Origin of the sequence: Microbacterium sp. SORGH_AS_0862, from assembly GCF_030818795.1 — a bacterium.
Taxonomy (GTDB): domain Bacteria; phylum Actinomycetota; class Actinomycetes; order Actinomycetales; family Microbacteriaceae; genus Microbacterium.
This window is the reverse complement of the sequence record NZ_JAUTAY010000001.1, coordinates 1,499,838-1,524,719: the sequence shown is the minus strand read 5'-3', so window position 1 is coordinate 1,524,719 and position 24,882 is coordinate 1,499,838. Positions and strand designations below refer to the sequence as shown.

Sequence of the window (24,882 nt, the reverse complement as noted above, 5' to 3'; positions counted from 1 at the left end):
AAGAGCGCCCGGCCCGCTGCCAGGGTGCGCGGGTAGGATTCGGGCATGGCTCAGCGCAACACCTGGCAGCGCGAGCGCGTCCGCGAAGCCCTCTCCGACGCGCAGGGTTTCGTCAGCGCCCAGACGCTGCACGCGCGGCTGCGCGACGACAACACCGGCATCGGCCTGGCCACCGTCTACCGCGCACTCGCCGGGCTGGCCGCCGGCGGCGACGCCGACTCGCTGCAGAGCCCCGAGGGCGAGAACCTCTATCGCGCCTGCGTAACGAGCGGCCATCACCATCACCTCATCTGCCGGCAGTGCGGTCTCACCGTCGAGATCGAGGCCTCGGAGGTCGAGGAGTGGGCTCAGCGCACGGCCGCGAGCCACGGCTTCACCTCGGCCGAGCACGTCGTCGACATCTTCGGGCTCTGCGGTGCGTGCACCGCCGCCCGGGCGAATGAGCGTGACGACTAGTCGCACCGAGCGCGCGAGGTCGGCGCCCCCGCGGCGCTCGACCGGCTCGCGTACGTCCGTGGCGCTCAGTCTCGGACTGGCGCTCATCGTCGTGATGGCGGCGATCTACATCTTCGCCCCGCAGCTGCTCCCGGCGGACGTCCCCACACGCCTCCAGGACGGCGTGACGCTCGCGCTCAGCGTGCTCATCGAGTCGCTGCCGTTCGTGGCGCTGGGCGTCGTGCTCTCGATCCTCGTCCAGGTGTGGCTGCCGGCAGGAGTCCTGGAGCGGTGGATGCCCCGTCGCGCCTGGGCGCGGCGGGCGGTGCTGTCGCTGCTGGGCATGATCGTTCCGGTGTGCGAGTGCGGCAACGTGCCGTTCGCACGCGGTCTGCTCATGCGCGGCTTCAGCGTCTCCGAGACCATGACCTTCCTGATCGCGGCGCCGATCGTGAACCCCATCGTGATCATCACGACGCACCAGGCCTTCGGCTTCAGCGACGGCATCCTCATCGCCCGCTTACTGGGCGGCTACGCGGTGGCGAACCTCATCGGGTGGCTCTACAGCCGTCACCCCTCACCCGACGCGCTGCTGACCGATCGTTTCCGCGCGACGTGCGAGGTCGTCGTGCACGAGCGCGGCGGCCGCGGGCGCCGCTCCCTGGCACAGTTCCTCGTCGAGCTGCGCGCGGTCATGCCCGCGCTCGTGATCGGCTCCGCGCTCGCCGGCGCGGTGCAGGTGCTCGTGCCGCGCAACGCGCTGCTGGCGATCGGTTCGAACCCCGTGCTGTCGATCGTGGCGATGATGATGCTCGCGATCGTCGTCTCCATCTGCTCGAACATCGATGCCTTCTTCGCGCTCTCGTTCGCCTCGACCTTCACCCCTGGCTCGCTGGTCGCCTTCCTGGTGACGGGTCCGCTGGTGGACGTGAAGATGATCGCTCTGCTGCGCACGACCTTCTCCACCCGCGCACTCGTCGGGATCGTGACCACGGTCCTGTTGTTCGCCTTCGCGCTCGGAGCGGTGGTGAATCTCCTTGCGTAGCGTTCTCACCCGGTGGCTGGGCGCGGGGCTTGCCGCAGCCTTGGCCGTCATCACCCTGGTGCTGGCCGTCACCGGCCGCATCGGCCTGTACATCAACCCGGACGGGGCGTGGTTCGCGATCGGGATGGCCGTGGTCGTGCTCGTCGGAACGGCGCTGAGCTTCGTGCTGCCGCTCGGGGCGGAGGACGACCACGGCCATGACCACGGCGACGCCCCCGATGAGGAGCATCCGCATCACGGCCACGAACGCCGGGTGTCGGCGGGCGCCGTGGCCGCGGTGGCGGGCGGCGTTCTCGCGTCGGGCGTCGTGGTGACGATGCTGGCGCTACCGCCGGCATCCCTCTCGGCGGAGCTCGCCGCATCCCGCGACGTCGGTGCGCCGCCGTTGTTCGCGGGATCGGATGTGGTCTCACTCGCCTCGACCGGCGACACCTCGAAGTTCGGGGTGGGGGACTGGGCCGCGGTGTTCGCCACGGCGACCAACCCCGACGCGTTCGAGGGCGATGCGGTGACGCTCACGGGATTCGTCAGCGGCGACACCGACGGCGGGTTCGATCTCAGCCGTCTCGTCATCACGCACTGCGTGATCGATGCGCAACCCGCGCGCCTGGCCATCTCGGCGGATGCGGCCGCGCCGTCCACGGGGCAGTGGGTCACCGTCTCGGGCACGGTGCGCGCGACCGGATCCGGACAGCTGGCGATCGTCGCCGAACAGGTCACGCCGATCGACGAGCCGAGCGATCCCTATGAGTACTGAGGGCCGGCGCCCCTCGCGGCGCGAGCAGTCCCGGCGCCGCCGCATCCGCGCGTATCTCGGCGCGTTCGCGATCGTGCTCGCGGTGCTGGCGCTCGCGGGCGCCGCCGCGGGAGCGGTCGGGACCCTCCAGGGCCCCCGTGTGACGAACGTGCAGTTCGACCCACAGGCGGCGGTGTCCACGTCCGGCTCACGCCTGATCCTCACCACGTCGCAGACGCTCACTTCGATCGACCCCTCGCAGGTGACGGTGAGTCCCGTCGCGGACTTCGCGGTCGAGACCTCCGGCCGCAGCATCGGAGTGCGCTTCACGCTGCCCCTGCGCGACGACACCGACTACACGGTCTCCATCGCGGGTGTCACGGGGCAGGGTTCGGATGCGGCCGTCACGCTCACCGAGAGCTTCCACACCCCGCCGCTGTCGGTGTACCTGCTGCAGCGCGGTGAGGACGGCGAACACGACACCGTCTTCCGAACCTCGCTGTCGGGCGAGGATGCCGTCCCCGTCTTCACGCACCGGCACATCGAGGACTTCCGCGCGACGAGTGCACACCTCGTGATGTCGGTCGTCGACGACGACGGCTCGAACGAGCTCATCGTGACCGACCCCGACGGGACGGGACAGCGTTCGCTGCCGCTCCCCGGCACGGGGCCCATCCAAGACCTGCAGACCGCCGATCGCGGCGAGACCATCGGCTACACCTACACGGACCCCGACATGTCGGCCCAGGGGGCCCGGGCGAGCGTGCTCTACACCGCCTCGCTCAAGCCGGCCGACGCCGACACCCCGCCGACCCGCATCGACGTGTCGGGGGAGCCGGCGAGCGTCGCGCAGTGGAGCTTCGTCCCCGACACCGACAGCATCCTCATGCTCTCGTTCCAGGGCCGGCTGCTGCTCGCGCCGCCGTCGGGGGAGGACCCCGTCGATCTGGGGGCGGCCGCGCAGATCGAGGGCATCGCCCGCGGCTCGACAACGGCCATCGTGCTCCGCGCCGACGGCCTGGTCACGATCTCGCTCGTCGACGGCTCGGAGGAGCCGCTCGTCTCGGCGCAGGATGCGACGGGCTATCTCGGCGGAGTCGTGCCGCTCACCGGCGATCGGACGCTCCGTCAGTACACCGACCCGAACGGCGCGGGCTCCTCGCTCCTGCTGGTCGACGGCGAAGGCCACGCGAAGCCGGTGTTCACGGTGGCGGCGAGCTCGGCGCTGCTGCAGACGTGCGTCTCGCCGTCCGGTCGCTACGCGGCCGTGCTCGTGCAGCCGGATGCGGCGAAGAACCCGTACGTGACGAGCTACGCCCTGCCGGTGCCCGAGACGGTCGAGACCCACATCCTGGATCTCGACAGCGAGACCGAGGTGTCCAGCCTCGGCGCCTTCGACATCTCGTGGTGCCGGGTCCCGCTGCGATGACGACCCACGTGCCGGCCACGCGCGAGGCGCTGAGCGCCCTGCCGGTGGAGGTCGCGCCGCTCCTGCTCGACGCACTGCTGGAGACCGAGCTCGACGGCGAACGCGTCGTGCTGCGCCTCAGCGAGGTCGAGGCCTACCACGGCCGCGGGACCGGTGACGTCCCCGATCCCGGTTCGCACGCGCGCATGGGGCCGACGCCTCGAAACGCCACGATGTGGGGCGAGCCCGGGCACCTCTACGTGTACCTGAGCCACGTTAGATATCGATAACCATAGTCTCACCGATTCGTGGTCTGATCTCGACTTTTTTGGCGGCAACGTGGACGGTTATGCGCTCGATGAGATCCCGGAGGCCCTCTCGGCAGGCTTTCACGCTGGATACGTCCCACGTCTCGAGCAGCAGACGTGCGCTCGCTTGTGGCAGTTTCGGGGCGATGGCGATTGAAGCCTCGTGCCGAGCGAGCGTGGCGCTCAGGGTGCTGATGCGAGCGTCGTAATGCTGTGCGGTAGCAGAGTAGGCACGCTCGGGGATCTTTCCACTCGTGAAGTCGACGGTCAGTTTCACCAGCGCTTCGTTGAGATCTTGGATCTCGCGGGCGAGGCGCTGCGCCTCCGTCTGCGGCGGTGAGACATGCTCGCGCTCCGGGAAGTGCTCGAGATGGCTGTACTGCGCCAGCCAGGCGCTGACGGCTTCCTCGACTGCCTTTAGGCGGACGTATCCCGGACCGTGTTCGGGAGTGAAAGACAGGCTGTTGCAGCGGTACGCGATGTAATCGGCTCGGCCAGGGTGCGCCGCATTGCGCACTGTCTGCCCGTACATTGCGACGCCGCACGAGCCGCACGTGAGCAAGCCCGACAGCAGGTAGTTGGCGCGCGGCGCCCGCTTGCCAGCACGCTCAATCCGCAGGGCGCGGTATCGCTCGAAGGTTTCGGGCGATACAAGACCCTCGTGCACGCCGGGGCGAGTCTCGCCGTGGTAGGTCACCTGACCGCTGTGAATGGGGGAATCGAGAAGGCTCGTCACGGTGCAGCGCTCCCAGCGGGTGCGTCCCCGCGCGGTGAGATAGCCGTGCTGCTCAAGCCATCGTGCAAGTGTGGTCGTGCCGTCGCCGCTGATGTACATCTCGTAGAGCTGTGGAATCGCCGGGGCCTGATCGGGGTTCGGCGCGATGGTGCCGTCGTCGTTGTGGAGCCATCCCCAGGGGACGGTGCCCGGCGGGAGTCCCCGCTTGAATCGAGACTCCTGCACCTCTTTCCACTGCTCGCCGATGCGTTCCGATTCGAACGCGTTCATCTCGACCATGACACCGCGCCCAAATCTGCCGGCGGCAGTGGTGTCGTTGGGCTCAGTGGCGGATTCGATCGCGCCGCCAGCCACGTCGATGCGGTCGGCGGCGACGGCCCAGTGCTTTCGGTTTCGCGATAGCCGCGACCAGCGCCAGAGCACGATGACATCCGCGCGGCCCTCTTCGACAGCGGACATGACGCGTTGCACGGCGGGGCGCTGCCAGGTCCGTCCCGAGATGCCAGGGTCGGCTTCCACGTCTACGACGGCGTACCCCTGTCGATCGCAGTACTGACGGCAAGCCGTCTCTTGGAGCAGCAGGCTGATGCTCTCTTCGCGGTACGTCGACTGGCGTAGATAGAGGATCGCGCGCGGCGTCGAGGCGGCTGCGCGGATGGCTGCGTTTCTCATGCGTCTCCCGGTTGCGAGTGTCTGATGGGTAAGACAGTATCGAACATCAGTTCGAAACTATGGGGGAGACATGACTCTGACGGTAGGCCAGGTGGGCGAGTTCGCGGCAAAGATCGGCGTGAAGCCGTCAAACCTGCTGCGCTGCTACGCGCGCGGATGCCTTGTCGAGCACGTCGCCTGGATCAACCCCGAGTGCCTGGCAGATCTCAGCGAGCGCGGGGACGGGGATATCCCGCTTGCCGTTGAGGTAGCGCAGGAGCGTGCCCTTAACCATGCCGGCCTTCTCTGCGAGGGCTTCGACGGTTATCTGCTGGGCTCCGCGCTCTCCGCGTAGTTCGGCCGCTACTGCCGCATTGAAGCGGGCTGCATAAGACGCCATGCGGATAACTATAGGCCCATACGGATAACTCTGGTCACCACTCGACGACGAGAAATGACCACACGGTGACCAAACGGTGTGCTACGGTATCCGCATGGTCACCAAGAGGGCAGCGACACAGGGCGCGGACGCAGTTCGAGCAATCGCAGACGCGGAGGGCGTGAAGCGCTCTTCGCTGGCGAAAGCGGCGCACGTGAGTGCGTCTCCGATCATGCGCATGATCCGCCGCAAGGGTGAGCTGACGGTGGGAGAGGCCGCGTCGCTCGCAGCGTCGCTCGGCAAGACCCCGGCGCAGCTCATCGCTGAGCAGGCGAGGCGCGCATCGTGAACCCTGTCGAGCGCTTCCGGCGTCGCATGTCGGACGACTACGCCGAACTGTCGAAGCTGACCGTCGAGGAGCACGCCAAGCGCGCGCACCGCGTCGGAGGCCCGTCGCTCGAAGCGCTCGAAGCGCGCATCCGCGAACTACGCGCGATGCCGCTCCCGGTGGCCGCTTAGGCCAGCTACCAGCAGGCCGATTCAGGGCCGTATCGCTGGCACGCATCCGCACTTTGACAACTCCACAGGGATAACCCTCACCGAGGGATACGGGGAACTCGGCTCGTCACGCGCTTAGCGTCGGCCGCTCCCAAAACGGACACGAAACGCGATGACGCGCGGGGCAAACCAACGGACGTGTTCAGGACGACAGGTGAGGGGACGAGGGATCAGTGCACCGAACACGCGCGCAGCCTCCATCGGACGGAATGCCGGGACGACCGGCCTCTTGCGCCCTTCCGAGGTGTCGCGCCGTGTGGCGTGCAGATCCCACGCCCTGACCGACCGGTGGACACAGGTCCGACGTCGGCACTGCGCGGGTTCGACTCCCGCTCAGGGCACGGGGGTGAGCAGCAGGCGAGCCCATGACGAAAGGACGGGGCCGTGAGCACCGTTGCACCCGCGCCCACCGTGGCGCCCCAGACAGAGCCCGACACGACCCGCGCCGCCCTCGAGCTGGTGGCGGCGCGGCACGGGATGACCGTCGAGCAGTGGGAGGAGCGCGCAGCGTTCCTCGACCGGCAGGAAGCGCGACACCGCGCGACCGTCAACATCATGCGGCAGACGCCGCGCTACCGAGAGGGGTTCGCAGCGTGAGCATCCGAATCGCAGTCGAGCGTCGTGCTGCGGCGTTCGCGAAGATCGCGCCCTACATGAGCGCCGACAAGCGGCGCGCGCTCGCCGAGGAGATCGCCGAGGAGCTGCGACCGTTCCGCGCATCGGGTGGCGCGACGCAGTCGACGGCGCCGGAGCCGGTCGAGCAGCCGCTCCCGCCGATCGTCGATCCGCCGGGAACGCTCAGTGTCGTGTCGTTCCTCGCCGAGCGGGGATTCCAGTCGGCGGCGCTCGTGAAGGCGACCGGCAGGCTCACGTCGATCTTGTCGCGTGAGTGGGTGGCCCGCTACGGCGACGATCCCGAGCACCCGGTGGGGGTCATCCCCGCGACTGAGCGGCCGCTGCTGGAACGTCTCTACGACCAGCACTCGCTCGAGCTGCTGCTGCTGTCGAAGGTCGCCTGATGCCCGATCCGTACTCCGTAATCGTCGGGCTCGTCGCGGTGATCCTCGTGTGGGCGTGGCTCACGGATGGACATTTCGATGACGACGACCCGAGTCGCCCTGCCACCTGAGAGGACACATGACCATCACCAAGCCGATCGCGCTCGTCAGCTCCAAGGACGAGAACGCGTGGCACAAGGGGCGCCGCTCCGGCGTCACGAAGACCGACGTCGTGCGCCTCATCTCCGGCGGCATCCGCACGAAACAGCAGATCTACGCCGAGAAGCAGGGCGAGGGCCGGTTCCACGGCAATCAGCACACCGAACGCGGCCACGTGCTCGAGCCTGTCGTGCTCGAGTGGGTCGAGCGCAGCCTCGGCATTCCCGAATCGGGCACCCTGTACGCGCACGGCGAGAACCGCCGCCACCTCGCCACCCCCGATGCCTACGAGTGGGTCGACGGCGAGGGAGCCCTCGTCGAGATCAAGACGCACTCCGGCTCGTGGGCGACCGGTGTCCCGCTGAAGATCCTCCGCGACATCTACTGGCAGGCGTACGTGCTCGGCGCCGGCTATGCCGCGCTCGCGCACTGGGAGGTCGACGAGGAGGGGCAGCCGCTCACGATCGAGCCCGAGTTGATCGAGATCCCGCTCGACGCCGACGAGACGGCGCGGCTCATCGCCGCCGCCGACGACTACCTCGCCTGGGTCGATGCCGGCCGCCCCGAGTTCGACGAGGCCGGCGTGCCGCTCGAGATCCGCGAACTCATCGCCCGCAACGTCGCCGCGAAAGCGGAGATCGACGAGACGGATCGACTGATTCGCGAGTTCATCGCCGCCGAACCCGAACGGGCCGAGAAGGGGCTCAAGCTCAACGTTCCCGAGGGGTCGCTGAGCTTCACCGTCTCGACGTCGAGTGAGTTCGACAAGGCCGCCTGGATGAAGGCGAGCCCGGACGCCTACGCGGCGTGGGAGGCCGCGCAGAAGGACTACCGCAAGCCGAAGCAGCGAACCTCGCTGCGCATCGCGCCGCCGGCCGCGGAGGAGCCGGCACAGATCAAGGAGGCCGCGTGAACGGCGACAAGACCCCGACCGCAACCGCTGAGAAGCCCGTCGTCGAGCTGATCCCGCAGAACCGCGCGGCGCGACGTCGTGCGGCGCAGCAGGATGCCCGCACGGCCCGCCAGGTGCGTCGCCGCAACGTGCGCATCGAGCGCGCCCTGAGCAAGTACCCGGAGGAGTCCGCAGCATGACCCGTCTCACGACCACCGTAGCCGCCGCTCTCGGCATCGCCGAACTCGCGCCCACCGCCCCGGAGGAGCGCGGCGTGCCCGACGAGTACCAGCCGCCGAAGCGCCTCCGCTTCCGCCGCCGCGACCGCTTCCGCCCATACGGCACCGACAGCATCGGCATCGTGCTCACCGACCCGCAGCGCAACCGCCGCTCGGTGCAGTTCCGGTATCGGCACGACCCCGACACCGTGCACACGCTCAAGGCGCACGAGTTCAACGAGCGCTTCGCCCGCATCATCCCGATGCGCAAGCCGCAGCAGTCGGCGCAGCCGCGCACGCTGCCGCCGCGCCGCCCGTTGCCCGCGGGCCTCATCCCGACCCTCGGAAAGGTGGCCGCGTGACCGACACCAACGACGAAGCCAAGGGGCTGGGGGTCGCCGAAGCCCGCGCCGCGGTGCAGACATCCGGCCAGCTCGAGGGCATCGAGGGGCCGCTCTTCCTCGCGGAGAACGAGACGGAGTGGCTGCCCTACTTCGTGGCCCGCTACACGCCGGATGCGCACCCGGTGGCCGCGAAGGTGATCGTGACGCGCGCCGGACAGAAGCCGCGAGAGATCGTGATCTCCTGGGACGAGTACGCCGAGATCATCGAGCCGGATCCCGAGCAGGCGGAGCGTGAGCGCGACTGGAACGCCACGCGCGCCCGCAAGCCGATGTCGGTGTTCGGCGCCGAGGTCGAGCGACACGCCTACCGCGTGGTGTTCGCAGACATCATCGAGCCGCTGATCGCCGCGAAGCGAGCGGCGCCCGCGCCGGTATCGGCTCGCCTCGAGGTGAACGTCGCGCAGTACGTCCCGGAGTCGCGCGACTGGATCGCCGACGTCGACAATGCGCAGACCCCGCAGGCTCTCGACATCCTCCACGACGAAGCGCGCGCGGCGGGTGTACTGAAGCTCAACGCCCCGCTGATGAGCGCGTTCTCGAAGCGGATCGGTGAGCTGACCGCGAAGGCGCCTGCCGCTGCGCCGGCCACGCCCGCCGACATCGTGCTGCCGAGCGCGCCGTCGCCGCTCGCCGTCGCTCGCGCGTCGAAGCCGCTCACCGCGAGCGCGCCGCCGCAGCGGGACCGCAAGCGCCGTCGACCGCCGAAGCCGCAGGCGGCGTAACCGGATGCCGTACACAGTGCCCGGCACGGGCGAGGTGCTGCCGATCACCGAAGGGTGGACGCAGCTCCGCGCCCGTGCCGAGCGCATGCGCGAGTACAAGCCGGAGACGCCCGCCGAGGTCGACCGGCTCATGCGCGCGATCGAAGATCTGAGCTTCGAACTGGCCGACTTCCTCGTGGCGGTGAACAACGAGCGCTACGACGCCGAGATCGCCTACTCGAAGCGCAAGAACGCCGCCCTTGCCAAGCACGGCGAGGTGCAGCGATCCGTCACCGTCGCGAAGGCGCTCGCCGAGTCGGACGCCGAAACCGAGTACCGGGACTGGCTCGCAAAAAAGGCGATCTACCACCACGTCGAGGACATCTCGAAAGCACTCAGCACGAAGCACTACGGGCTGATGAATACAAACAAGGGCATCCAAGCGCAGCTCGGAAGCGCCCACCGGAGGGGTATCTAGTGGCAAAGAGCAAGGACCAGAAGCGCGCCGAGGCCGCCGAGCGCCAGGCACGTTACGACGCGATGCCGACCTTCGACAAGCTCGCCGTCGTGCACTCGCGACCGGGTGAGGCGAAGCGCGAGCGCGACCGTCTGCTGAAGGCGGCCGGCGCATGACGCCTCGGGCTGTCTGATGCGCCGCGACACGGTGTCGGCCTACCGGCGCCGCGCACGCGACACCGAGCAGAAGGTCGACGAGTCGGCGGCGGTGGTGAAGGCTGAGCGCGCCGCGGACTGGGACGTGCGAAGGCGGGCGGCGCAGGAGGCGCGCGCTGCGGACACGGCACGCCCGAAGACGCGTGAAGACCTGATCGGCGCGACGCTCGTCCGCGACCGCTACGGCTGGCATCGCATCGCCAAGGTGAACACGACGACGGTCGATGTGTACATCAGTCCGGGCGTAACGAAGCGGCTTCAGATAGGCCGCGTTCTCGAGGCGAGTTCGTTCCCCTGAGAGGCCGTCTCATCCTCACCGGGCGCGCGCTTGCCGAGCGGAACCGTCTCATCGACGACCGCGAGATGCAGGCATGCGCCCGGTGCGGCGTCGTGATCTGGAACAACGGCTCACGGCATCACCGTCTACTGCGCTCGCGTAACGGCGGCGACGAAGTCTCAAACGGCGTCCTCATGTGCGGATCCGGCACGACCGGCTGTCACGGATGGGCGCACGCAAACCCTGCCGACGCGACCGCGCTCGGCTTCATGGTCCCGTCCGGCGTCTTGCCCGGCATGTGGCCGATTCTGCACGCCCTCTACGGATGGGTCGTGCTCTACGACGACGGGACCGCCGAGGGGGTGGATCCCGCAGCATGGAAGGAAGCGGTGGGATGGCCCACAGCGACGACTCGAACCTGATCAACCTCGACACGGAGCGCACGAAGCGCCGCGGCGCGACCGCGATGACCGGGAAGGAACTCGTCGACGAGGTCGTGTTCCTCCTCGATCAGGGCACGCACCCGCTGCTCATCGCCGACACGATGGGGCTCAAGTGGGCCTCGATCCTGCGCGCCGCTGCGCGGCTCGGTCGATCCGACGAGCTGAACCGCATCGACCTCGACGAGTGGCGCCGCTGGACGTTGCCCGAGCGGAGCGGGTGGGGGTACGCCGCGTGATCGGCGTCAGTCAAGATGTGCGAGCGCTCGATCTGTTTGCGGGAACGGGCTGGGGTGTGGCGCTGAAGGCTCGCGGCATCCGCGAGGGAGGCGTCGAGATCATGCCCGAGGCGCGGGCATCGCGCGCGGCGGCAGGTATGGAGACGATCTATCACGACGTCTGGGATGGTCTGCTGTCTGACGACCCGATCGTGTTCCAACATGCGCTTCAGATCGCCTCGCCCCCCTGCCAGTCCTTCAGCCTTGCCGGAAAGGGCGCGGGCCGCGCGGCGCTCGACGACGTGCTGCGCGCGATCGACGATGGAGCCTATCGGGAGCCCGCTCGGCTCCGCGCGCTCGGCGCCGAGACGGACGATCGCACCGCGCTGGTCTTGACGCCACTCGCGCACGTGCACCGCGACCGACCGACCTACGTGACCTGGGAGCAGGTTCCGCCGGTACTCCCCGTGTGGGAGGCATGCGCCGCCGTCATGCGTGACATGGGTTACTCGGTGTGGGTCGGCATTCTGCGCTCAGAGCAGTACGGCGTGCCACAGACTCGCCGTCGCGCCGTGCTCATCGCGCGAGCGGACGGAGTCGATGCCGCGCCGCCTGCGCCGACTCACTCGCGCTATTACGAGCGCGACCCGCAACGTCTCGATCCGGGTGTATCTCCCTGGGTCAGCATGGCCGACGCGCTCGGGTTCGGTGGATTCGAACTCGTCGGTAATCAGGTGCCCCGTGGCCGCGAGCGGGGTGACTACCACTCGCGGCCATCGTCGTATCCCGCGCAGACCTTGACGGGGGCTGGGCTGCGATCGTGGATACTCCGGTCCAACTACTCAAGTGGCAGCAGCGCTGCGGAGCCGCCGAGAGGGAACAAGCTGCCGCGCACGGAACGGGCGTTGACCGAGCCGGCGATGACGCTCACGAGCAAGGCCGGAAGCATGAAGTGGGTCTACCGCAACGGAAACCAGGCGAGATCCGCAAGGCGAGGCGTGAACCTACCTGCGCCAACCGTGATGTTCGGGCACAACTCGAACAAGGTGGAGTGGGTGCCGGAGGCTCATGCCGATGACCCGCGTTCATCGGGAGTTCGTGTCACGGCCGAGCAAGCAGCGGCATTGCAGTCATTTCCGAGTGGGTTCCCATTCGCCGGCTCAAGGTCAAAGATCTTCTTGCAGATCGGGAACGCTGTGCCGCCGCTCATGGGCGGCGCAATCATCGACGAGATTCTGAACCCGGCAGCGCAGCGGGAAGTCCTCATGGAGAGGGCTGCATGACGTCGTCCGTCTTCGCGCTCGCCGCGGCTCGATATCACGAGCTGCGCAGCGACTACGAGCTGGTGCTCGAGGCTGCTTACGCGAGCGCGGAGGCGGCCACGAACGGGCACATGCTCAATCGCCGCGCCCGTGACGCGGGGATCTCCTCGTGGGATCTCTTCACGCACAACGGCACCTACGCGCGGGCGTACGCCAGCGAGGAACTGCTCGAGCATTGGGCGAGTAACCCGCGGCCGACGTTCAGCTCGTACGAGGCGCAGATGCAGGAGCCGGGGTGGCTGTAGACGCGCAGCCGTGGAGCACGCCGCGCTCGAGGGCAGCGACGCGGGCTGATCTCGCCGCGATCGACACTCGTCACGCGCGGCATCCGGCGTGCCGTCTCTGCGGTCAGCGCGCGCTCAAGCTCGACACGTTCGGACTCTGTTCGAAGATCACCGTCGCTCATCAAGCGCGACGGGGCGCCCCGGCAGTCAAGCCGCGCGGGCGCCGATAGACGCACCGGGAGGGGGCGCCATGTTGGTAACGATCTACGCCGTGTACTGGCCGCAGCATGGCGTCCTCAAGTTGGGCCGCACTCGCTCGGCCCGCCGCTACCGCGAGATGTGCGCGACCGGCGGCGAGGTCGTGCTGCTCATGCGCGGACGACCCGAGTCGGACGAGCTGGCGGCCCTCGCCGAGCTGGACGCCGAGTTTCATCCCGCCTTCGCGAGCGAGAGCGACGCCGAGCGTCTGCTCCCGCGGGGGCGCGGCTTCACCGAGAGCTTCCGCGTCGCAGCTCACGAGCTGATGCGAGCACTACGAACGATCTACCGGGGCATTGCCCGATGGGAGCACCTACACGATGGCGATAACGCGACAGAGGTCCGTGACGCCAGACGCGTTTCTGAAGCCGCGGCTGCTGATGCTGTCGCCGCAAGCGCGTCTGACCGAGATCGGACTCCGCCTGTACGCGGACAACTACGGCCGCGAACTGGCGATGTCGCGTCTTCTGACGGCGGCGATCTTCCCTCTCGACCGCGACATGCGCGAAGAGGACATGGACCGGATTCTGCTCGAGCTGGACGACGCCGGATGCATCGTCCTCTACTCGGCCTCCGGTCAGGACTACTACCAGATGACCGACTGGCCGGCAGTGCAGCATCCCGGCGCGAAGTCGAACCATCCCGACCCGCCCGACAGCTCTCACGAGCCCTTCATGAATGGCTCACGAGAGCTTCATGGCGAGGGAGAGGGAGTGAGAGTGAGCGAGGGGGAGCGAGCGAGCGAGAGCGGGGGAGGTCTTCACGACACCCTCATGCCGCCGTCGCCGTTCTGCAACGCCCACCGGGCTACTGGTGGAACGGACACCCCGTGTCGGGCCTGCGGCCGAGCCCGGATGCAGCGGAAGGTCTTCGACGATCAGCAGATGGCCGGCGTGCGATTCGAGCCTGAGCCGTGAGCCGCGCCGAGCACACCTACTCGAGCGGCGAGACATCGGTGACGCTGGTCGTCCCTGACGGTGTCGAGGTGCCGCCGTGGATGCGACTGAAGCTCGACGGCGACCTCGTCGTGTTCGACCATTCCGGCGTCCGCAACGTTCGCGCCGCGGCGAAGCGCCGCACCCGGCAGCCCGTTACGGCGCAGCGCATCTCGGCCGACTGGCGACCGGGTGCCGCCGTGCTCGAGAAGGCCGCGGCCGACTTTCCATCGGTGAACCTCGAGCACGAGTCGGCGCAGTTCGTCGACTACTGGCTCGGTCAGGGGCGCCCGATGGTCGATTGGGTCGCGACGTGGCGGCGGTGGATGCGGAAGCAGCACGCCGAGAACGTGGCGAAGGGCTGGAAGCCGCAGGCGACGCCGCGCGACGAGGACGCGAAGGCTCGCTGGCTGCGCGAGCACGGAGTGACGGCCGAGGAGTACGAGCGCCGGAAGGGAGACGCCGAGTGGCTGAACATGATCAACCGTCGCGGTCGGGTGGCGTGACGCACTTCGACCGTGAGGCCGAGCGCGCCGCTCTGGGCGCGATGATGCTCGATTCCCGCCGCGTGTGGGACGTGCTGGACGTCGCACAGCCGGGTGACTTCCACGACCCCGTGCACGAGGTGATCGCCACGGCGATCCATCGGCTCGCGACGCGCGGAAGCGGCACCGACGCGGTGCTCGTCGAGGCGGAGATCGCGGCGATGGGCGACCATCTGCCGCGCGGGCCGGGCTACCTCTTCGAGCTGTCCGGCTCGGTCACCACGGCGAGCAACGCCGCGTACTACGCCGAGCAGATCGTGGAGCACGCGCAGCGTCGCAGGCTCGCGGATGCCGCATCGACGGTGAACGCGCTCGCCGCCGATCGCCGCCAGCCTGTCGCGGAGCAGATCGAGAGCGCGCGCGCCGCGGTCGATGCGGTGGCGCGGAGGCGTGCCGCGACCGTGCGGCCGGTCGGTGACTCGATCGACGATCTCTTCGCGGCCATGACCGAGCCTCCTGTGTACACGCCGACGCCGTGGCGGTCGATCAACGACCTGATCGGTGGGCTGCGTCCTCGAGCGTTCTACGTGGTGGGTGCGCGGCCGGCGTCCGGGAAGACGATCATGGCGCTGAACATGGCGACCGCCCTGGCCGTGAATGGCAACGTCGCGGTGTCGTCGCTCGAGATGGGCGAAGAGGAACTGCAGAAGCGTCTCGTCTCCCAGCTCGGCGAAGTGCACATGACGCACCTCGTAAACAACGCGATGGACGACGACGACTGGCGTCGAGCGCAGATCGCCCGGCCGAAGATCATGCGGCTGCCGCTGTTCGTCGATGACCGGCCGGGGCAGACGCTCGCGCAGATCCGCAGCCATGTGCGCTCGGTAGCGCATGAGGGACCGCTCGCGGGAGTGGTCGTCGACTACCTGCAACTCGTCGAGACGTCGGACCCGCGCAAGGACCGCCGGGCGCACCTCGGCGAGGTGTCCCGCGCCCTCAAGGTCATGGCGAAAGAGTTCGACTGCCCGGTGATCGCGCTCGCGCAGCTCAACCGGAAGTCGGAGGAGCGCGCCGGCAAGAAACCGATGCTGAGCGACCTCAAGGAGACGGGCGACATCGAGCAGGACGCCGACGTGGTGCTGCTGCTCTCACGGGACACCGACGACCCCGACCGGCTCGGCGAGGTCGACGTACAGGTGGCGAAGAACCGTCACGGCAACACGGGCGAGATCGCCCTGGCCTGGCAGGGGCACTTCGCCCGCATGAAGGACATGGGCGCCGAGTGGGCGCCTGGGATGTGAGGAACAGATGACGAGTTCAACGATCCGCCTCGACGCGTTCGTGGCGAACGAGCCGAAGCTCGGCCGACTGCCGAACGGCACCCCCGTGCTCGATCTCCGGCTGCCGCACACGCCCCGCCGGCTCAATGAGCTGACGAAGCAGTGGGAGAACGTCGGCGAGACGACGTGGCACAGCGTCTCCCTCTTCGGTGACGAGGCCGAGCTGTATGCGCCGCACGTCAGCAAGGGAACGCGCGTCGTCGTGACGGGCACGCCGGAGCTGCGGCTGTGGAGCAAGGACGGCCGTCATGGCGGCGAGATCGTGGTCAAGGCCGCGAGCATCGCGCTGAAGCTGCGGCCGAAGCAGAATGCGGCGGCGCCGCAGGCCGAGGACGCATGGGCGACGCCGAACGGCGGGCAGGACGAGACGCCCTGGTGATGCAGCCGTGCGCACGCGGCTGCCTGATCCACCTCGCTGAGTGCCCGTCGTACGGAACGAAGGGCGGCGACTGCCGCGGGTGCGCGCCGCGCATGTGCAGCGGCGACTCACTCATCTGTGCCAACTGCTACGGCCGCACGCGGGCGATGCTCGAGGCGGTGCCGGACATGGCCGCGCACCTTCGGGCGCTCACGAACCCGCTCAAGGGCACGCAGTACGACCGAGACTCGGGCGGCGGTGGCGGCAAGCTGCACGCGCCGCCCCCCGTCCCGGTCGAACTGCTCGACGCGGCCGACTTCATCGTGACGCTGCTGTGGTCGACGACCGTCGTCGTGCGGGGTGAGATGCCCGAGGGGCGCATGCAGGTTCCGGTCGCGGCTGACGCGGTCGACCTGTACGTGTTCACGCGGGACGCGCGAGACGAGATCCTGCGGGGCCTGTCGGCGCTCTCGCGGCGGCCGGAGATCGTGCCCTTCGCGGATGCGGTCATCGGCCTCCCGGAGACGCGCGACGAGTGGACGCTGCGAACGATCTTCGAGCGATGGTCGCTCGTCGAGGCGCCGTGGTGGGCTGCGCAGCCGTGTCCCGCCTGCGACAAGAAAGCGATCAAGGTCACGCCGGCTCCGACGCCGGCCGCCGAGACGAGATACCGGTGCGAAGCCTGTAAGTGGGTCGCACCCGACGATGTCGACGGGCTCTGGGCCGCGGGCTTCAGCCGTCGAGAAGGGAAGGCCGCCTGATGACGACAGGGCTCAACGACACGGTGCCCGACGCCGTGATTGTGAAGCTGCGGGAGCTGGGCTACGACCCCGACAGGATGATCCGCCATCGACTCGGGCCGAGAGGCTACGAATACTACGACGGCGCGGGTAACCGCTTCACCGCGGAATGGACGCGCCCGGGGGATTGGCTCGAGATCAAAGCCTGCTTCGTCGCGCCCTCCGTTGACATGGTGAACCATCCGCCGCACTACACGTCGGATCCGTCCGGTGTCGAGTGCATTCAGATCACGCGGCATCGCAACTTCAACATCGGGAACGCGATCAAGTACCTCTGGCGAGCTGGCCTGAAGGCGGATCCCGATAAGTCGGCACGTGCGAAGCAGATCGAGGATCTGCGCAAGACCGTGTTCTACGTGCAGGACGAGATCAAGCGGCTCGAGGCGCTGCCGGCGTGACCAACGCGCGCACGACGCAGACCGGCATCCGGGTGGCGCTGTGCGCGACGTGCGACCGCCGTCACCCGGTCACCCGGCCACATTGCACAGGATGCAGCACGGCGTCCCTGTTTCTGAACGGCCACGGGCGATGCCTCTCGTGCATCGCCCGTGGCGAGAGTGGAGAGGAGACGCGATGAGCGTTCTCGAAGAGGTCGCCGCCGAGCGCGCGCGACAGTGCGCGAAGTGGGGCGTGCAGCGGCACCCGGACGGGACCGGCCCCGACTCGATGCCGCTCTATGCGGAGACGGCGACCGGGATCGCAGACAACGACGAAGCGGCCTACCTCCGCGACGTCATGCAGGGGCGCACCGAGTGGCGCTTCCATGACACCTCGACGCGCGATCAGCCGGGCACATGGACCGACATCCTCCTCGAGGAGGTGTTCGAAGCGCTCGCCGAGTCCGACCCGGAGAAGCTGCGCACCGAGCTGATCCAGGTCGCCGCGGTCGCGATGCAGTGGGTCGAAGCGATCGACGATCGGCCGGCGGCCTGATGCGCCGCTGCGGCTGGTGTGGTGTCGTGTTGCGTTGGTGGCAGATCAATCACTGCCGAACGTGCCGCCTCTACATCAGCGTCATCATGCTGAGCCCGCCGTGCGCAGCGGGCTCCCGCTGGGAAGGATGTCCCGACCGGTTCTGGGGCGACTACCGTGCGGCATGGCGGGCCGGTCGTAGCGAGCTGATAGCTGTGCGGACCCGCCAGTGCGCAGAGAGCGCAGTCGGTTGACGCTCTCGACGCCGTGCTGGCTCCGTTCCCATGCGGAGTGCACGACGAGAACCCTGCACGGGACGCGTTGCGCGTGCTCGTGCCACGCAGATGAGAACGACAGCCGGGAGGCGCATGGCGATCTATGACCGAGAAGGTGCGGCAGAGCGCGTAGGGCGCAGCGCTCGCACTATCAAGCGGTGGGAGGAGCGCGGGTGGCTGACGTTCACGCTCGGTCGTGTCCGCGAGTCGGACCTCCTCGACGCCGAGAAGCAAGCACGTGAGAACGGCCGGCGCGGTGGGCGCCGGAGTAAGGGGCAAGCAGTGGAATCGAACGACATCGACCTCGAAGGGTCGGCGTGGCCTGAGGGTGCGGTGGCTGACGGTCGCGTGTACTCGCTCAATCTCAGTCGCATGATGCGGTTTGACGCGGAGATCGCGCGCGAGTGGTTCCTCGGCGCTGACGTCGACCCGTGGGTGCCGGCCGAGCCGGACATCGTCGAGCCGCCGTTCCCTGTGGAGACGATGACGGGAACATACACGGATGTGGCGCGGCGGGCGGTGCATCTCAACGCGAAGCTGCACGCGAACGGCATCAAGGCGTTCGCCTACTTCCCGCACCCGCTCGAGCCGCAGGCTGCGCGATGACCGTGGATGATGACGAAGCCGACGAAGAACTCGACGCCGTCACGTGCTGGGTGGAGTACCGCTGGACGTGCCCGCAGTGCTGCGAGGTGAACGACGAGGGTGACGTGGAGCCCTCTGGCGAGACGCAGTGCAGCGAATGCGGCGCAGTGGCGCTTGTTGTGGGCACCGTCTAGGAATCGGTGTCATAGCGTGTCGCGATTCCGTGGTATGCTAGCGGCATAGCGCGATAGTTGGGTCAGGACCGGTTGAAGAACCGTCCCGGCCCTTTTTTCATGCCCGCATTCGCTGGGCCGGTCGCGCTCGCCCCGGCCGCTTGCCCCTCGGCCGGGGCGCTCTCACTTCCCCGCCGCTCGCTCGTCCTCATCGAAGCGCGCGGCCACCTTGCATCGTCGGTGGATCGGACTGCTCAGCAGCGATCCCGGCGGCGCGCTCGCGTTTGGCGTCAGTCGCGGACACGCGTCGAGCCGAGCGGCGGGGATAACCGAACAGAGGAGGTGCCGGGATGGCACTGAAGGACAAGCTCGCGGCGCCTCCCGCCTCGAAGCGCATGAACGTCATCGACACCTGGCGGGACGGGTTGGACGACTCGACCCGTGCGGCGTTCGACGCGGCGGTGGTCGACCGTAACTGGACGACGAGCGCGCTGCACTCGGTGTTGCTCGAGGAGGGCTTCGAACTCGCACGGGACACGCTCGCTCGCTACCGGGGCCGCAAGCTGCGAGAGAGCGCATGACGCTCGCCGATGCCCTCTCGACGCCGCCGGCCACGGACGACGCTCCCCGCATCGAAGCGGACGCGAACGGCGGCACCTTCAGCGGCATCAAGTCGACGAAGCCGATCACCGATTGGTCGAACATCTTCGCCGAGTTCGATCTCGACCCGGACGTGTTCGAGGTCGTCGAAGACACGGTGCGGATGTCGAAGTGGCAGCAGTCGAAGCGACTCGAGAACGGCGATCGCGACATCATCTGGCTGTACTCGTACCGGGGGAGCTTTCGACGTCGCTCGGATCGCCTCGACCTTCCCGCGCTGCACGCCGCGGCGCGGCAGCGTAAGCCGCGCCCGTTCAAGCCGGCCGACAGCGACCGGGTGACGGTCGTCGTGTTGTCGGACGTGCAGGCCGGCAAGGTCGGCAGCCGCGGCGGCACCCCCGAACTCATCGAGCGCATGGCGGATACGCGCCACGCGCTCACCGCTCACCTACGCGTGCGCAAGCCCTCTCGGCTCGTGCTCGCCGAGGCCGGCGACCTCTTCGAGGGATTCGAGTCCGGCGGCAACCCGATGTTCACGAACGATCTCAGTCTGACCGAGCAGATGGATCTCGCATCCACGGAGCTGTACGAGTTCGTGCAGCTCATGCAGCGCCACGGCCCCGTCGAGGTCATGGCGGTGCCGTCGAATCACACCGCCTGGCGCAACGGGAAACAGAACCTCGGGCGCCCCGGAGACGATCTCGGCCTCGGCGTGCATCGCCAGGTCGCGAAGCTCGCAGCAGCATCCCGGCTCAACGCGCGCTGGAACTTCCCTCGCGCTTACGACGAGTCGATGGCACTCGACGTCGGCGGGGCGGTGCTCGGGCTCGTGCACGGGAATCAGTTCTCGCCGGGTCGCGCCGCGGAGTGGTGGTCGAAGCAGCAGCACGGCGGCCAGCCTGTCGGCGCCGCCGACGTGCTCATCACCGGCCACTATCACCACCTCTCGGTCATGCCGACCGGGCGGAACCCGCACACGGGTCGCGCGAAGTGGTGGCTTCAGGCGCCGACGCTCGACAACGGGTCGGACTGGTATCGCAACGTGCAAGGCGATGACAGCTCGCCGGGCCTGCTGGTCTTCGATGTGACGAGCGACGGCTTCGACCTTCAGTCGCTCACGGTCCTGTGATCCGCGTATAAGCGGATGGCTAATCTTCGCCGGATATCAGCCCGGCGACGGCAACCCCGGAAGCCGCAGCAATGCGGGGCGCGAGGTCACGACGCGATGAATCGTGACGTTGGGTGCGTAGCTCAGTCGGTAGAGCACCGGCCTTCCAAGCCGGCCGCGCGGGTTCGAACCCCGCCGCACTCTCGACGTTTGGGAGCAGGCCGCTCGGCCTGCCGCGTCGGGCCACCCGCCCGTGAAGGGGACCACCGCGAGCCTGGGGCGCGGTATACGAAGTACCCCCGCAGCTTTAGGGAGGCGCAATGGTGCACGACCCGACCGAGCGTGAGGCGAAGAGGCGCACGCTCGAGGACTTCCACGGCACGGATGTGGGCGACTGGCTCGCTGATCGCGTCATCGTGCGCGACGTCGGGCCGGCTCCCGAGGCGCATCCGGCCGGGGATTGAACCATCAACCGAAGAGACAAGGGGCACCCGATGGGACGCAAGAACAAGGAACAGATCGCATCGCTCGAGCAGCAGCTCGCCGAGGCGCAGAGCAAGATCGGCGCGCTCGACTACGAACGCAGCATCCTCCTCGCCGCCAAGCAGGATCGTGAGCGACGCGAACGACGCGAAGCGGAGAAGGCTCAGCGAGAGGCGCGGGCAGAGGAGCATCGCAAGAACCTCGCCGACCTCGCCATCGGCCTGGTGTCCGTCGAGGACGCCGACGTGAGCTTCCACAACGACAAGGACGCCGACCACAAGTCGGTCACGATCGAGCTGGATCTCGACGAGGAGCAGGCGAAGGCGCTCCGGCGCTTCGTGGACAGCCGCGACGTCGCCCCGGCCGCCACGATCACTGGCACCTCGATGCTTCAGAACATGATCGACGCTCAGACGGTGCGCTCGGTGATGTCCGCGGATCGCATCTTCGGACATCGCTACAACGGCGGAGTGGTGGTCGTTTGAGCGCCCTTCCCGAGCCGACCGCGGAGGACCGGGCTCGCGCCCGGTTCTTCACGGCCACGTCCGGCCAGCCGGCGACCGACGAGCAGCGCGCCGCGGTGACGCGGATCAACGAGGCCGTGGTCGCACTCGCCGTGGTGATCGAGGCGAACACTCCCTCGAGCCGGAACAAGTCGATCGCGCTGACCGCGCTCGAGGATGTGTCGATGCGGGCGAACCGCTCGATCTTCGCCACGGGGCCTCTCGCGTGACGGCGGCATCTTTGCCCGCACCGTTGCGGGACGCGCTCGCCGGAGAGCAGGTGCTCGTCGTCGCGAACACCATGCGAGAGGTCGGCGAACTCGTCGAGCGGGTCATGCGGATGGATGTCGTCGCGTCGGGTCAGGCTCCGCACATCAAGATCGTGCGGGCCAAGGGCATCGAGTGCATCGAGTTCACGGGCGGCGGGGTCGTGCGGTTCACCTCGCTGCGAGCTGTCGAGCACTATGGTGCGGGCCGCGGTCGTACGTTCGATGCGATCTACGCACCTGTGCCGCCGCGCGGTGAAGTGGGCGCCATGCTGTTGCCGTGTCTGGCGACGTCGAAGCGCGGTCGCTACGTCTACTGCATGGTCGCACCGTGGTGAGGTGCCTCGTCGCCGTGCTGCTGGTCACGGTGCTCTGGCTCACCCCCTACTGGGTGACGCAGCCGGCGCGCCCTGAGCCTGGCGCACGTGCCGTCGTCGCCTCGGTGCTGGTGGACAGTGCCTCGGGATCGAAGGGTGGCCGATGGCGGGAGTCCGATCAGGTAGGCCGTGGCAGACGGTGCGTCAGGTCGTCTTCGCTGAGGAGACGCACTGCCACATCTGCAAGCAGCTCGTCGACAAGTCGCTGCCATACAGGGATGCCCGCACGGGCAAGGTCAATCCCCAGAGCAAGTCGGTACATCACCTAGACCCGCACCCCACCAAGGAGACGGTCGCCATTCGCTCGAGGCTGCGTCTCGCACACGTGGGATGCAACTCGAGCTTCGGGGATGGCAGCAGGGTGCGCACTCGCACCTCGCGTAGGTGGTGACAGCGTGCGGGATCCGCGATGAGAAACCTTCGGGTCATCACGGATCCCGCACCGCCCGGATGCTGCCCCACCTATGGGTAGAGACACGTCCCCATGTAGGGGAAGGGCAGTGCGTGCAGCCCGATGGTGTGAGCCGCACGCACAGGGACGCCGAGACGCGTCGAACCATGCCAATGAGGGCATGAAAGTAAGGGCATAAGCCGCTTCGAACATGTCTTCGAGCACCCCTGGGGGGCACCCCTTGCCCCGAACGGCACGGAACCCCGCCGGGGAGTCAAAGTTTCTCTCCCCGCGTCTCGCCGGAGATCTTTTCGAAGGGAGCCGCGATGGCTGCTGCCCGTTCGAACCCGCACGGCCTTGAGGCCCGCGGCCTGCGACTGTTCAAGTCGATCAGCGAGGGCGTGAAGCTCTCCGAGCCCGAGATCGTGAACCTCGTTGAGGCGTGTCGCCTTGCCGACCGGCTCGAGAAGCTGAACGCGCTCATCACTGGCGACGCGGACGCGTGGTCATACGTGAAGCTGCCGCGCGGCGACGGTGACCCCGTTGAAGTCATCATCAACGACCCAATGAAAGAGGCGCGGCAGCACGCCGCCGCGCTGCGCTCCGCGCTCGCACCCTTCGAGGTCGCCAAGCCCGAGCAGAGCGTGGGGGAGGTGCCGAGCAATGTCGCGAGCATCAAGGACAAGCTCACGGCGCCGGCAGGTCGTACCTCCTCGCGTTCGAAGCGTCCCGCGGTGTAGCGGGACCGCGGGTGACGCCGCGATCGAGCTTTACGAGCTGTCGGGCAACGTGCTCGACGAGTGGCAGAAGGCCGCCGTCCGGGACGCCCTGGCGCAAGCTCGCGACGGTCAATGGGCGGCGTTCGAGTTCGCTCTGATCGTCCCGCGTCAGAACGGCAAGGGCGCCGTTCTCGAGTGCATCGAGCTTGCCTTCCTCGTCCTCTTCGACGCCCGGCTTGTCATCCACACGGCGCACGAGTTCAAGACCGCGCAAGAGGCGTTCATCCGCATCCGAACGGTCTTCGAAGGCACCCCCGAACTCATGGCGCTCGTCAAGCGCCGGGGCGATCGCATCATCGGCATTCGCAACGCGAACGGCGAGGAAGGCATCGAGCTTCAGTCCGGCGCCCGCCTGCGATTCCTGGCCCGATCGAAGGGCTCTGGCCGCGGATTCACCGCTGACCTGATCATCCTCGACGAGGCGTATGACCTCCCCGAGGAAACCCTCGCTGCGATCATGGCAACGCTGACAGCAGTTGCGAACCCGCTCATCATCTACACCTCGAGCGCCGCGCTCGATACCTCGGCAGTTCTGCGCCGCATCATGGCGCGCGGCCGACGAGAAGATGACCGGCCGAAGGACGCCACGCTCGCCTACATCGAGTACAGCGCGCATCCCAAGGCGAACTTCGACGACCCCGAGACATGGCGCTGCGCGAACCCGGCGACCGAGTCGGGCCGCGTGACGATCGCCAAGCTCGCGAAGCTGCGCGCCGCGACGCCCAACGATGCCAAGTTCGGTCGCGAACACCTCGGAATCCTCGACGAATCCGCCGGCCAGGCAGTCATCGACATGGACCGCTGGCACTCGCTCGCCGACGAAGACTCGATGATGTGGGGCGGCGTTCCACGCGTGCTCCGCAAGGGCGTCACGTCCCTGGCGATCGACGTCAACTTCGACGGCTCAATGGCATCCGTCGCGCTCGTCGGCCGCCAGGCCATCCACAAGGGTGGCCGCTGGCAGGCGGGACCGAAGCTGCACGGCGAGATCATCGCCCGCGAACGCGGCACCGGCTGGGTCGTCGACTTCGTCAAGGGCATCGTGCAGCGGTGGGGGCCGATCGAGATCGTGCTCGACGCCAAGGGCTCCGCAGGCAAGCTGCTACCGGCCTTCGAAGCGGAGTCGATCGACGTCACGAAGATCTCCTACTCGGAACACGTGCAGGCGTGCATGTTCTTCGAAGAGCTGATCATGGGGCCGGTCGACGAGCACGGGCGTCACGATCCGGCGCACCCGAAGCTATTCGTTCACCTGAACGATGCTCACCTAAATGACGCCGTCGAAGCCGGCCGCAAGCGCACCCCCGGCGAGGCCGGCGAGTGGCTGTGGCATCGGCGCGACACCACCGACATTTCCGCGCTCGTCGCGCTCACCCTTGCTGTCTTCAGCTTCACCCGGTCAGAGAACCGCGTCGAGGACAAGCGTCAAGGCGTGTCCACGGCGATGTACGCGTTCAACTGAGGGAGGCCGCT

37 protein-coding genes, 1 tRNA gene and 1 pseudogene are annotated in these 24,882 nt (G+C 68.1%); 37 read left to right on the top strand and 2 right to left on the bottom strand.

The annotated features are described in order from the left end of the window. Nucleotides 1–45: 45 nt before the first annotated feature. The 5 genes and pseudogenes from QE377_RS07220 to QE377_RS07200 form a co-directional block, all read left to right on the top strand. Entirely contained in the window at nucleotides 46–456 is a 411-nt protein-coding gene (locus tag QE377_RS07220) for a Fur family transcriptional regulator (protein ID WP_137418581.1), read from the top strand. Beyond that, nucleotides 440–1,480: a permease gene (locus QE377_RS07215; RefSeq protein WP_373459520.1), complete on the top strand. Its 1,041-nt coding sequence runs from the start codon at nucleotides 440–442 to the stop codon at nucleotides 1,478–1,480. Before QE377_RS07220 ends, QE377_RS07215 begins: the two co-directional genes overlap by 17 nt. Further along, nucleotides 1,473–2,237, top strand: a complete 765-nt coding sequence (locus tag QE377_RS07210) for a TIGR03943 family protein (RefSeq protein WP_307321191.1) — start codon at nucleotides 1,473–1,475, stop codon at nucleotides 2,235–2,237. Before QE377_RS07215 ends, QE377_RS07210 begins: the two co-directional genes overlap by 8 nt. After that, nucleotides 2,227–3,645: a hypothetical protein gene (locus QE377_RS07205; RefSeq protein ID WP_307321188.1), complete on the top strand. Its 1,419-nt coding sequence runs from the start codon at nucleotides 2,227–2,229 to the stop codon at nucleotides 3,643–3,645. The genes QE377_RS07210 and QE377_RS07205 overlap by 11 nt, the downstream gene beginning before the upstream one ends. Then, a pseudogene (locus tag QE377_RS07200) lies at nucleotides 3,642–3,899 on the top strand (DNA-3-methyladenine glycosylase); the annotation flags it as partial. The gene QE377_RS07205 and the pseudogene QE377_RS07200, both read left to right, overlap by 4 nt. Before the next feature lies 1 nt (nucleotide 3,900). Here QE377_RS07200 and QE377_RS07195 read toward each other — a convergent pair. After that, nucleotides 3,901–5,340: a recombinase family protein gene (locus QE377_RS07195; protein WP_307321185.1), complete on the bottom strand. Its 1,440-nt coding sequence runs from the start codon at nucleotides 5,338–5,340 to the stop codon at nucleotides 3,901–3,903. Between the two features lie 127 nt (nucleotides 5,341–5,467). Next, a complete protein-coding gene (locus QE377_RS17360; protein WP_373459519.1) occupies nucleotides 5,468–5,719 on the bottom strand; it encodes a helix-turn-helix domain-containing protein in 252 nt (83 codons plus the stop codon). Between the two features lie 193 nt (nucleotides 5,720–5,912). Between QE377_RS17360 and QE377_RS07185 the strand changes: the two genes are divergently transcribed. From QE377_RS07185 to QE377_RS07030, 32 genes are all read left to right on the top strand, one after another. Continuing rightward, complete coding sequence (locus tag QE377_RS07185) at nucleotides 5,913–6,047, top strand: hypothetical protein (protein WP_307321179.1); 135 nt, start codon at nucleotides 5,913–5,915, stop codon at nucleotides 6,045–6,047. Continuing rightward, the gene (locus tag QE377_RS07180) at nucleotides 6,044–6,217 is read left to right on the top strand and encodes a hypothetical protein (protein ID WP_307321176.1); all 174 of its coding nucleotides are present in this window, start codon (nucleotides 6,044–6,046) and stop codon (nucleotides 6,215–6,217) included. The genes QE377_RS07185 and QE377_RS07180 overlap by 4 nt, the downstream gene beginning before the upstream one ends. A gap of 423 nt (nucleotides 6,218–6,640) precedes the next feature. Continuing rightward, nucleotides 6,641–6,853, top strand: coding sequence for a hypothetical protein (locus tag QE377_RS07175; protein WP_307321173.1), 213 nt, complete (start codon nucleotides 6,641–6,643; stop codon nucleotides 6,851–6,853). After that, a complete protein-coding gene (locus QE377_RS07170; protein WP_307321170.1) occupies nucleotides 6,850–7,275 on the top strand; it encodes a hypothetical protein in 426 nt (141 codons plus the stop codon). The genes QE377_RS07175 and QE377_RS07170 overlap by 4 nt, the downstream gene beginning before the upstream one ends. A gap of 118 nt (nucleotides 7,276–7,393) precedes the next feature. Next, the gene (locus tag QE377_RS07165) at nucleotides 7,394–8,326 is read left to right on the top strand and encodes a YqaJ viral recombinase family protein (protein WP_307321167.1); all 933 of its coding nucleotides are present in this window, start codon (nucleotides 7,394–7,396) and stop codon (nucleotides 8,324–8,326) included. Further along, nucleotides 8,323–8,505, top strand: coding sequence for a hypothetical protein (locus tag QE377_RS07160; RefSeq protein WP_307321164.1), 183 nt, complete (start codon nucleotides 8,323–8,325; stop codon nucleotides 8,503–8,505). The genes QE377_RS07165 and QE377_RS07160 overlap by 4 nt, the downstream gene beginning before the upstream one ends. After that, nucleotides 8,502–8,885, top strand: a complete 384-nt coding sequence (locus QE377_RS07155; RefSeq protein WP_307321162.1) for a hypothetical protein — start codon at nucleotides 8,502–8,504, stop codon at nucleotides 8,883–8,885. The genes QE377_RS07160 and QE377_RS07155 overlap by 4 nt, the downstream gene beginning before the upstream one ends. Further along, nucleotides 8,882–9,649: a hypothetical protein gene (locus QE377_RS07150; protein ID WP_307321157.1), complete on the top strand. Its 768-nt coding sequence runs from the start codon at nucleotides 8,882–8,884 to the stop codon at nucleotides 9,647–9,649. Before QE377_RS07155 ends, QE377_RS07150 begins: the two co-directional genes overlap by 4 nt. A 4-nt stretch (nucleotides 9,650–9,653) precedes the next feature. After that, nucleotides 9,654–10,106 carry a hypothetical protein gene (locus tag QE377_RS07145; RefSeq protein ID WP_307321154.1) on the top strand — a complete coding sequence of 151 codons (453 nt, stop codon included), beginning with the start codon at nucleotides 9,654–9,656 and terminating at the stop codon, nucleotides 10,104–10,106. Beyond that, complete coding sequence (locus tag QE377_RS07140; RefSeq protein ID WP_307321152.1) at nucleotides 10,106–10,261, top strand: hypothetical protein; 156 nt, start codon at nucleotides 10,106–10,108, stop codon at nucleotides 10,259–10,261. Before QE377_RS07145 ends, QE377_RS07140 begins: the two co-directional genes overlap by 1 nt. Nucleotides 10,262–10,277: 16 nt before the next feature. Next, nucleotides 10,278–10,598 carry a hypothetical protein gene (locus tag QE377_RS07135; protein ID WP_307321150.1) on the top strand — a complete coding sequence of 107 codons (321 nt, stop codon included), beginning with the start codon at nucleotides 10,278–10,280 and terminating at the stop codon, nucleotides 10,596–10,598. A gap of 373 nt (nucleotides 10,599–10,971) precedes the next feature. Next, complete coding sequence (locus QE377_RS07130; protein WP_307321148.1) at nucleotides 10,972–11,256, top strand: hypothetical protein; 285 nt, start codon at nucleotides 10,972–10,974, stop codon at nucleotides 11,254–11,256. Beyond that, complete coding sequence (locus tag QE377_RS07125) at nucleotides 11,253–12,518, top strand: DNA cytosine methyltransferase (protein WP_307321145.1); 1,266 nt, start codon at nucleotides 11,253–11,255, stop codon at nucleotides 12,516–12,518. The genes QE377_RS07130 and QE377_RS07125 overlap by 4 nt, the downstream gene beginning before the upstream one ends. Next, nucleotides 12,515–12,802: a hypothetical protein gene (locus tag QE377_RS07120; RefSeq protein WP_307321141.1), complete on the top strand. Its 288-nt coding sequence runs from the start codon at nucleotides 12,515–12,517 to the stop codon at nucleotides 12,800–12,802. The genes QE377_RS07125 and QE377_RS07120 overlap by 4 nt, the downstream gene beginning before the upstream one ends. 581 nt (nucleotides 12,803–13,383) lie before the next feature. Beyond that, on the top strand, nucleotides 13,384–13,956 hold the full coding sequence (locus QE377_RS07115) for a hypothetical protein (protein WP_307321140.1): 573 nt from the start codon (nucleotides 13,384–13,386) through the stop codon (nucleotides 13,954–13,956). After that, nucleotides 13,953–14,480 carry a hypothetical protein gene (locus QE377_RS07110; RefSeq protein ID WP_307321137.1) on the top strand — a complete coding sequence of 176 codons (528 nt, stop codon included), beginning with the start codon at nucleotides 13,953–13,955 and terminating at the stop codon, nucleotides 14,478–14,480. The genes QE377_RS07115 and QE377_RS07110 overlap by 4 nt, the downstream gene beginning before the upstream one ends. After that, a complete protein-coding gene (locus QE377_RS07105; protein ID WP_307321134.1) occupies nucleotides 14,477–15,760 on the top strand; it encodes a DnaB-like helicase C-terminal domain-containing protein in 1,284 nt (427 codons plus the stop codon). Before QE377_RS07110 ends, QE377_RS07105 begins: the two co-directional genes overlap by 4 nt. 7 nt (nucleotides 15,761–15,767) lie before the next feature. Continuing rightward, nucleotides 15,768–16,178 carry a single-stranded DNA-binding protein gene (locus tag QE377_RS07100; RefSeq protein WP_307321132.1) on the top strand — a complete coding sequence of 137 codons (411 nt, stop codon included), beginning with the start codon at nucleotides 15,768–15,770 and terminating at the stop codon, nucleotides 16,176–16,178. Between the two features lie 167 nt (nucleotides 16,179–16,345). Next, nucleotides 16,346–16,918: a hypothetical protein gene (locus tag QE377_RS07095; protein ID WP_307321129.1), complete on the top strand. Its 573-nt coding sequence runs from the start codon at nucleotides 16,346–16,348 to the stop codon at nucleotides 16,916–16,918. 23 nt (nucleotides 16,919–16,941) lie between these two features. Then, on the top strand, nucleotides 16,942–17,355 hold the full coding sequence (locus tag QE377_RS07090; RefSeq protein WP_307321125.1) for a DUF3310 domain-containing protein: 414 nt from the start codon (nucleotides 16,942–16,944) through the stop codon (nucleotides 17,353–17,355). A gap of 175 nt (nucleotides 17,356–17,530) precedes the next feature. After that, nucleotides 17,531–17,890, top strand: a complete 360-nt coding sequence (locus QE377_RS07085; RefSeq protein ID WP_307321120.1) for a hypothetical protein — start codon at nucleotides 17,531–17,533, stop codon at nucleotides 17,888–17,890. A gap of 536 nt (nucleotides 17,891–18,426) precedes the next feature. Further along, a complete protein-coding gene (locus tag QE377_RS07080; RefSeq protein WP_307321116.1) occupies nucleotides 18,427–18,750 on the top strand; it encodes a hypothetical protein in 324 nt (107 codons plus the stop codon). Continuing rightward, complete coding sequence (locus QE377_RS07075; RefSeq protein WP_307321114.1) at nucleotides 18,747–18,923, top strand: hypothetical protein; 177 nt, start codon at nucleotides 18,747–18,749, stop codon at nucleotides 18,921–18,923. The genes QE377_RS07080 and QE377_RS07075 overlap by 4 nt, the downstream gene beginning before the upstream one ends. Nucleotides 18,924–19,252: 329 nt before the next feature. After that, nucleotides 19,253–19,483, top strand: coding sequence for a hypothetical protein (locus tag QE377_RS07070; protein ID WP_307321112.1), 231 nt, complete (start codon nucleotides 19,253–19,255; stop codon nucleotides 19,481–19,483). After that, entirely contained in the window at nucleotides 19,480–20,631 is a 1,152-nt protein-coding gene (locus QE377_RS07065) for a hypothetical protein (protein WP_307321110.1), read from the top strand. The genes QE377_RS07070 and QE377_RS07065 overlap by 4 nt, the downstream gene beginning before the upstream one ends. A 111-nt stretch (nucleotides 20,632–20,742) precedes the next feature. Continuing rightward, nucleotides 20,743–20,814: transfer RNA gene (locus tag QE377_RS07060), tRNA-Gly, on the top strand. Nucleotides 20,815–20,930: 116 nt separating this feature from the next. Beyond that, nucleotides 20,931–21,074 (top strand): hypothetical protein, encoded by a 144-nt coding sequence (locus tag QE377_RS07055; protein ID WP_307321108.1) that lies wholly within the window; start codon nucleotides 20,931–20,933, stop codon nucleotides 21,072–21,074. Nucleotides 21,075–21,104: 30 nt separating this feature from the next. Beyond that, complete coding sequence (locus QE377_RS07050) at nucleotides 21,105–21,578, top strand: hypothetical protein (protein ID WP_307321106.1); 474 nt, start codon at nucleotides 21,105–21,107, stop codon at nucleotides 21,576–21,578. After that, nucleotides 21,575–21,826, top strand: a complete 252-nt coding sequence (locus QE377_RS07045) for a hypothetical protein (protein ID WP_307321104.1) — start codon at nucleotides 21,575–21,577, stop codon at nucleotides 21,824–21,826. Before QE377_RS07050 ends, QE377_RS07045 begins: the two co-directional genes overlap by 4 nt. Then, nucleotides 21,823–22,200 (top strand): hypothetical protein, encoded by a 378-nt coding sequence (locus tag QE377_RS07040; RefSeq protein WP_307321102.1) that lies wholly within the window; start codon nucleotides 21,823–21,825, stop codon nucleotides 22,198–22,200. The genes QE377_RS07045 and QE377_RS07040 overlap by 4 nt, the downstream gene beginning before the upstream one ends. A 756-nt stretch (nucleotides 22,201–22,956) precedes the next feature. Next, on the top strand, nucleotides 22,957–23,370 hold the full coding sequence (locus tag QE377_RS07035; RefSeq protein WP_307321100.1) for a hypothetical protein: 414 nt from the start codon (nucleotides 22,957–22,959) through the stop codon (nucleotides 23,368–23,370). A gap of 49 nt (nucleotides 23,371–23,419) precedes the next feature. Continuing rightward, complete coding sequence (locus QE377_RS07030; RefSeq protein WP_307321099.1) at nucleotides 23,420–24,871, top strand: hypothetical protein; 1,452 nt, start codon at nucleotides 23,420–23,422, stop codon at nucleotides 24,869–24,871. Nucleotides 24,872–24,882: the final 11 nt, after the last annotated feature.

Coding starts and splice junctions, on each gene's coding strand:
- QE377_RS07220 (WP_137418581.1), top strand. CDS start 46: ATGGCTCAGCGCAACACCTGGCAGCGCGAGCGCGTCCGCGAAGCCCTC.
- QE377_RS07215 (WP_373459520.1), top strand. CDS start 440: ATGAGCGTGACGACTAGTCGCACCGAGCGCGCGAGGTCGGCGCCCCCG.
- QE377_RS07205 (WP_307321188.1), top strand. CDS start 2,227: ATGAGTACTGAGGGCCGGCGCCCCTCGCGGCGCGAGCAGTCCCGGCGC.
- QE377_RS07195 (WP_307321185.1), bottom strand. CDS start 5,340: ATGAGAAACGCAGCCATCCGCGCAGCCGCCTCGACGCCGCGCGCGATC.
- QE377_RS17360 (WP_373459519.1), bottom strand. CDS start 5,719: ATGGCGTCTTATGCAGCCCGCTTCAATGCGGCAGTAGCGGCCGAACTA.
- QE377_RS07165 (WP_307321167.1), top strand. CDS start 7,394: ATGACCATCACCAAGCCGATCGCGCTCGTCAGCTCCAAGGACGAGAAC.
- QE377_RS07155 (WP_307321162.1), top strand. CDS start 8,502: ATGACCCGTCTCACGACCACCGTAGCCGCCGCTCTCGGCATCGCCGAA.
- QE377_RS07145 (WP_307321154.1), top strand. CDS start 9,654: ATGCCGTACACAGTGCCCGGCACGGGCGAGGTGCTGCCGATCACCGAA.
- QE377_RS07135 (WP_307321150.1), top strand. CDS start 10,278: ATGCGCCGCGACACGGTGTCGGCCTACCGGCGCCGCGCACGCGACACC.
- QE377_RS07130 (WP_307321148.1), top strand. CDS start 10,972: ATGGCCCACAGCGACGACTCGAACCTGATCAACCTCGACACGGAGCGC.
- QE377_RS07120 (WP_307321141.1), top strand. CDS start 12,515: ATGACGTCGTCCGTCTTCGCGCTCGCCGCGGCTCGATATCACGAGCTG.
- QE377_RS07100 (WP_307321132.1), top strand. CDS start 15,768: ATGACGAGTTCAACGATCCGCCTCGACGCGTTCGTGGCGAACGAGCCG.
- QE377_RS07095 (WP_307321129.1), top strand. CDS start 16,346: ATGGCCGCGCACCTTCGGGCGCTCACGAACCCGCTCAAGGGCACGCAG.
- QE377_RS07085 (WP_307321120.1), top strand. CDS start 17,531: ATGAGCGTTCTCGAAGAGGTCGCCGCCGAGCGCGCGCGACAGTGCGCG.
- QE377_RS07075 (WP_307321114.1), top strand. CDS start 18,747: ATGACCGTGGATGATGACGAAGCCGACGAAGAACTCGACGCCGTCACG.
- QE377_RS07070 (WP_307321112.1), top strand. CDS start 19,253: ATGGCACTGAAGGACAAGCTCGCGGCGCCTCCCGCCTCGAAGCGCATG.
- QE377_RS07065 (WP_307321110.1), top strand. CDS start 19,480: ATGACGCTCGCCGATGCCCTCTCGACGCCGCCGGCCACGGACGACGCT.
- QE377_RS07055 (WP_307321108.1), top strand. CDS start 20,931: ATGGTGCACGACCCGACCGAGCGTGAGGCGAAGAGGCGCACGCTCGAG.
- QE377_RS07050 (WP_307321106.1), top strand. CDS start 21,105: ATGGGACGCAAGAACAAGGAACAGATCGCATCGCTCGAGCAGCAGCTC.
- QE377_RS07035 (WP_307321100.1), top strand. CDS start 22,957: ATGGCTGCTGCCCGTTCGAACCCGCACGGCCTTGAGGCCCGCGGCCTG.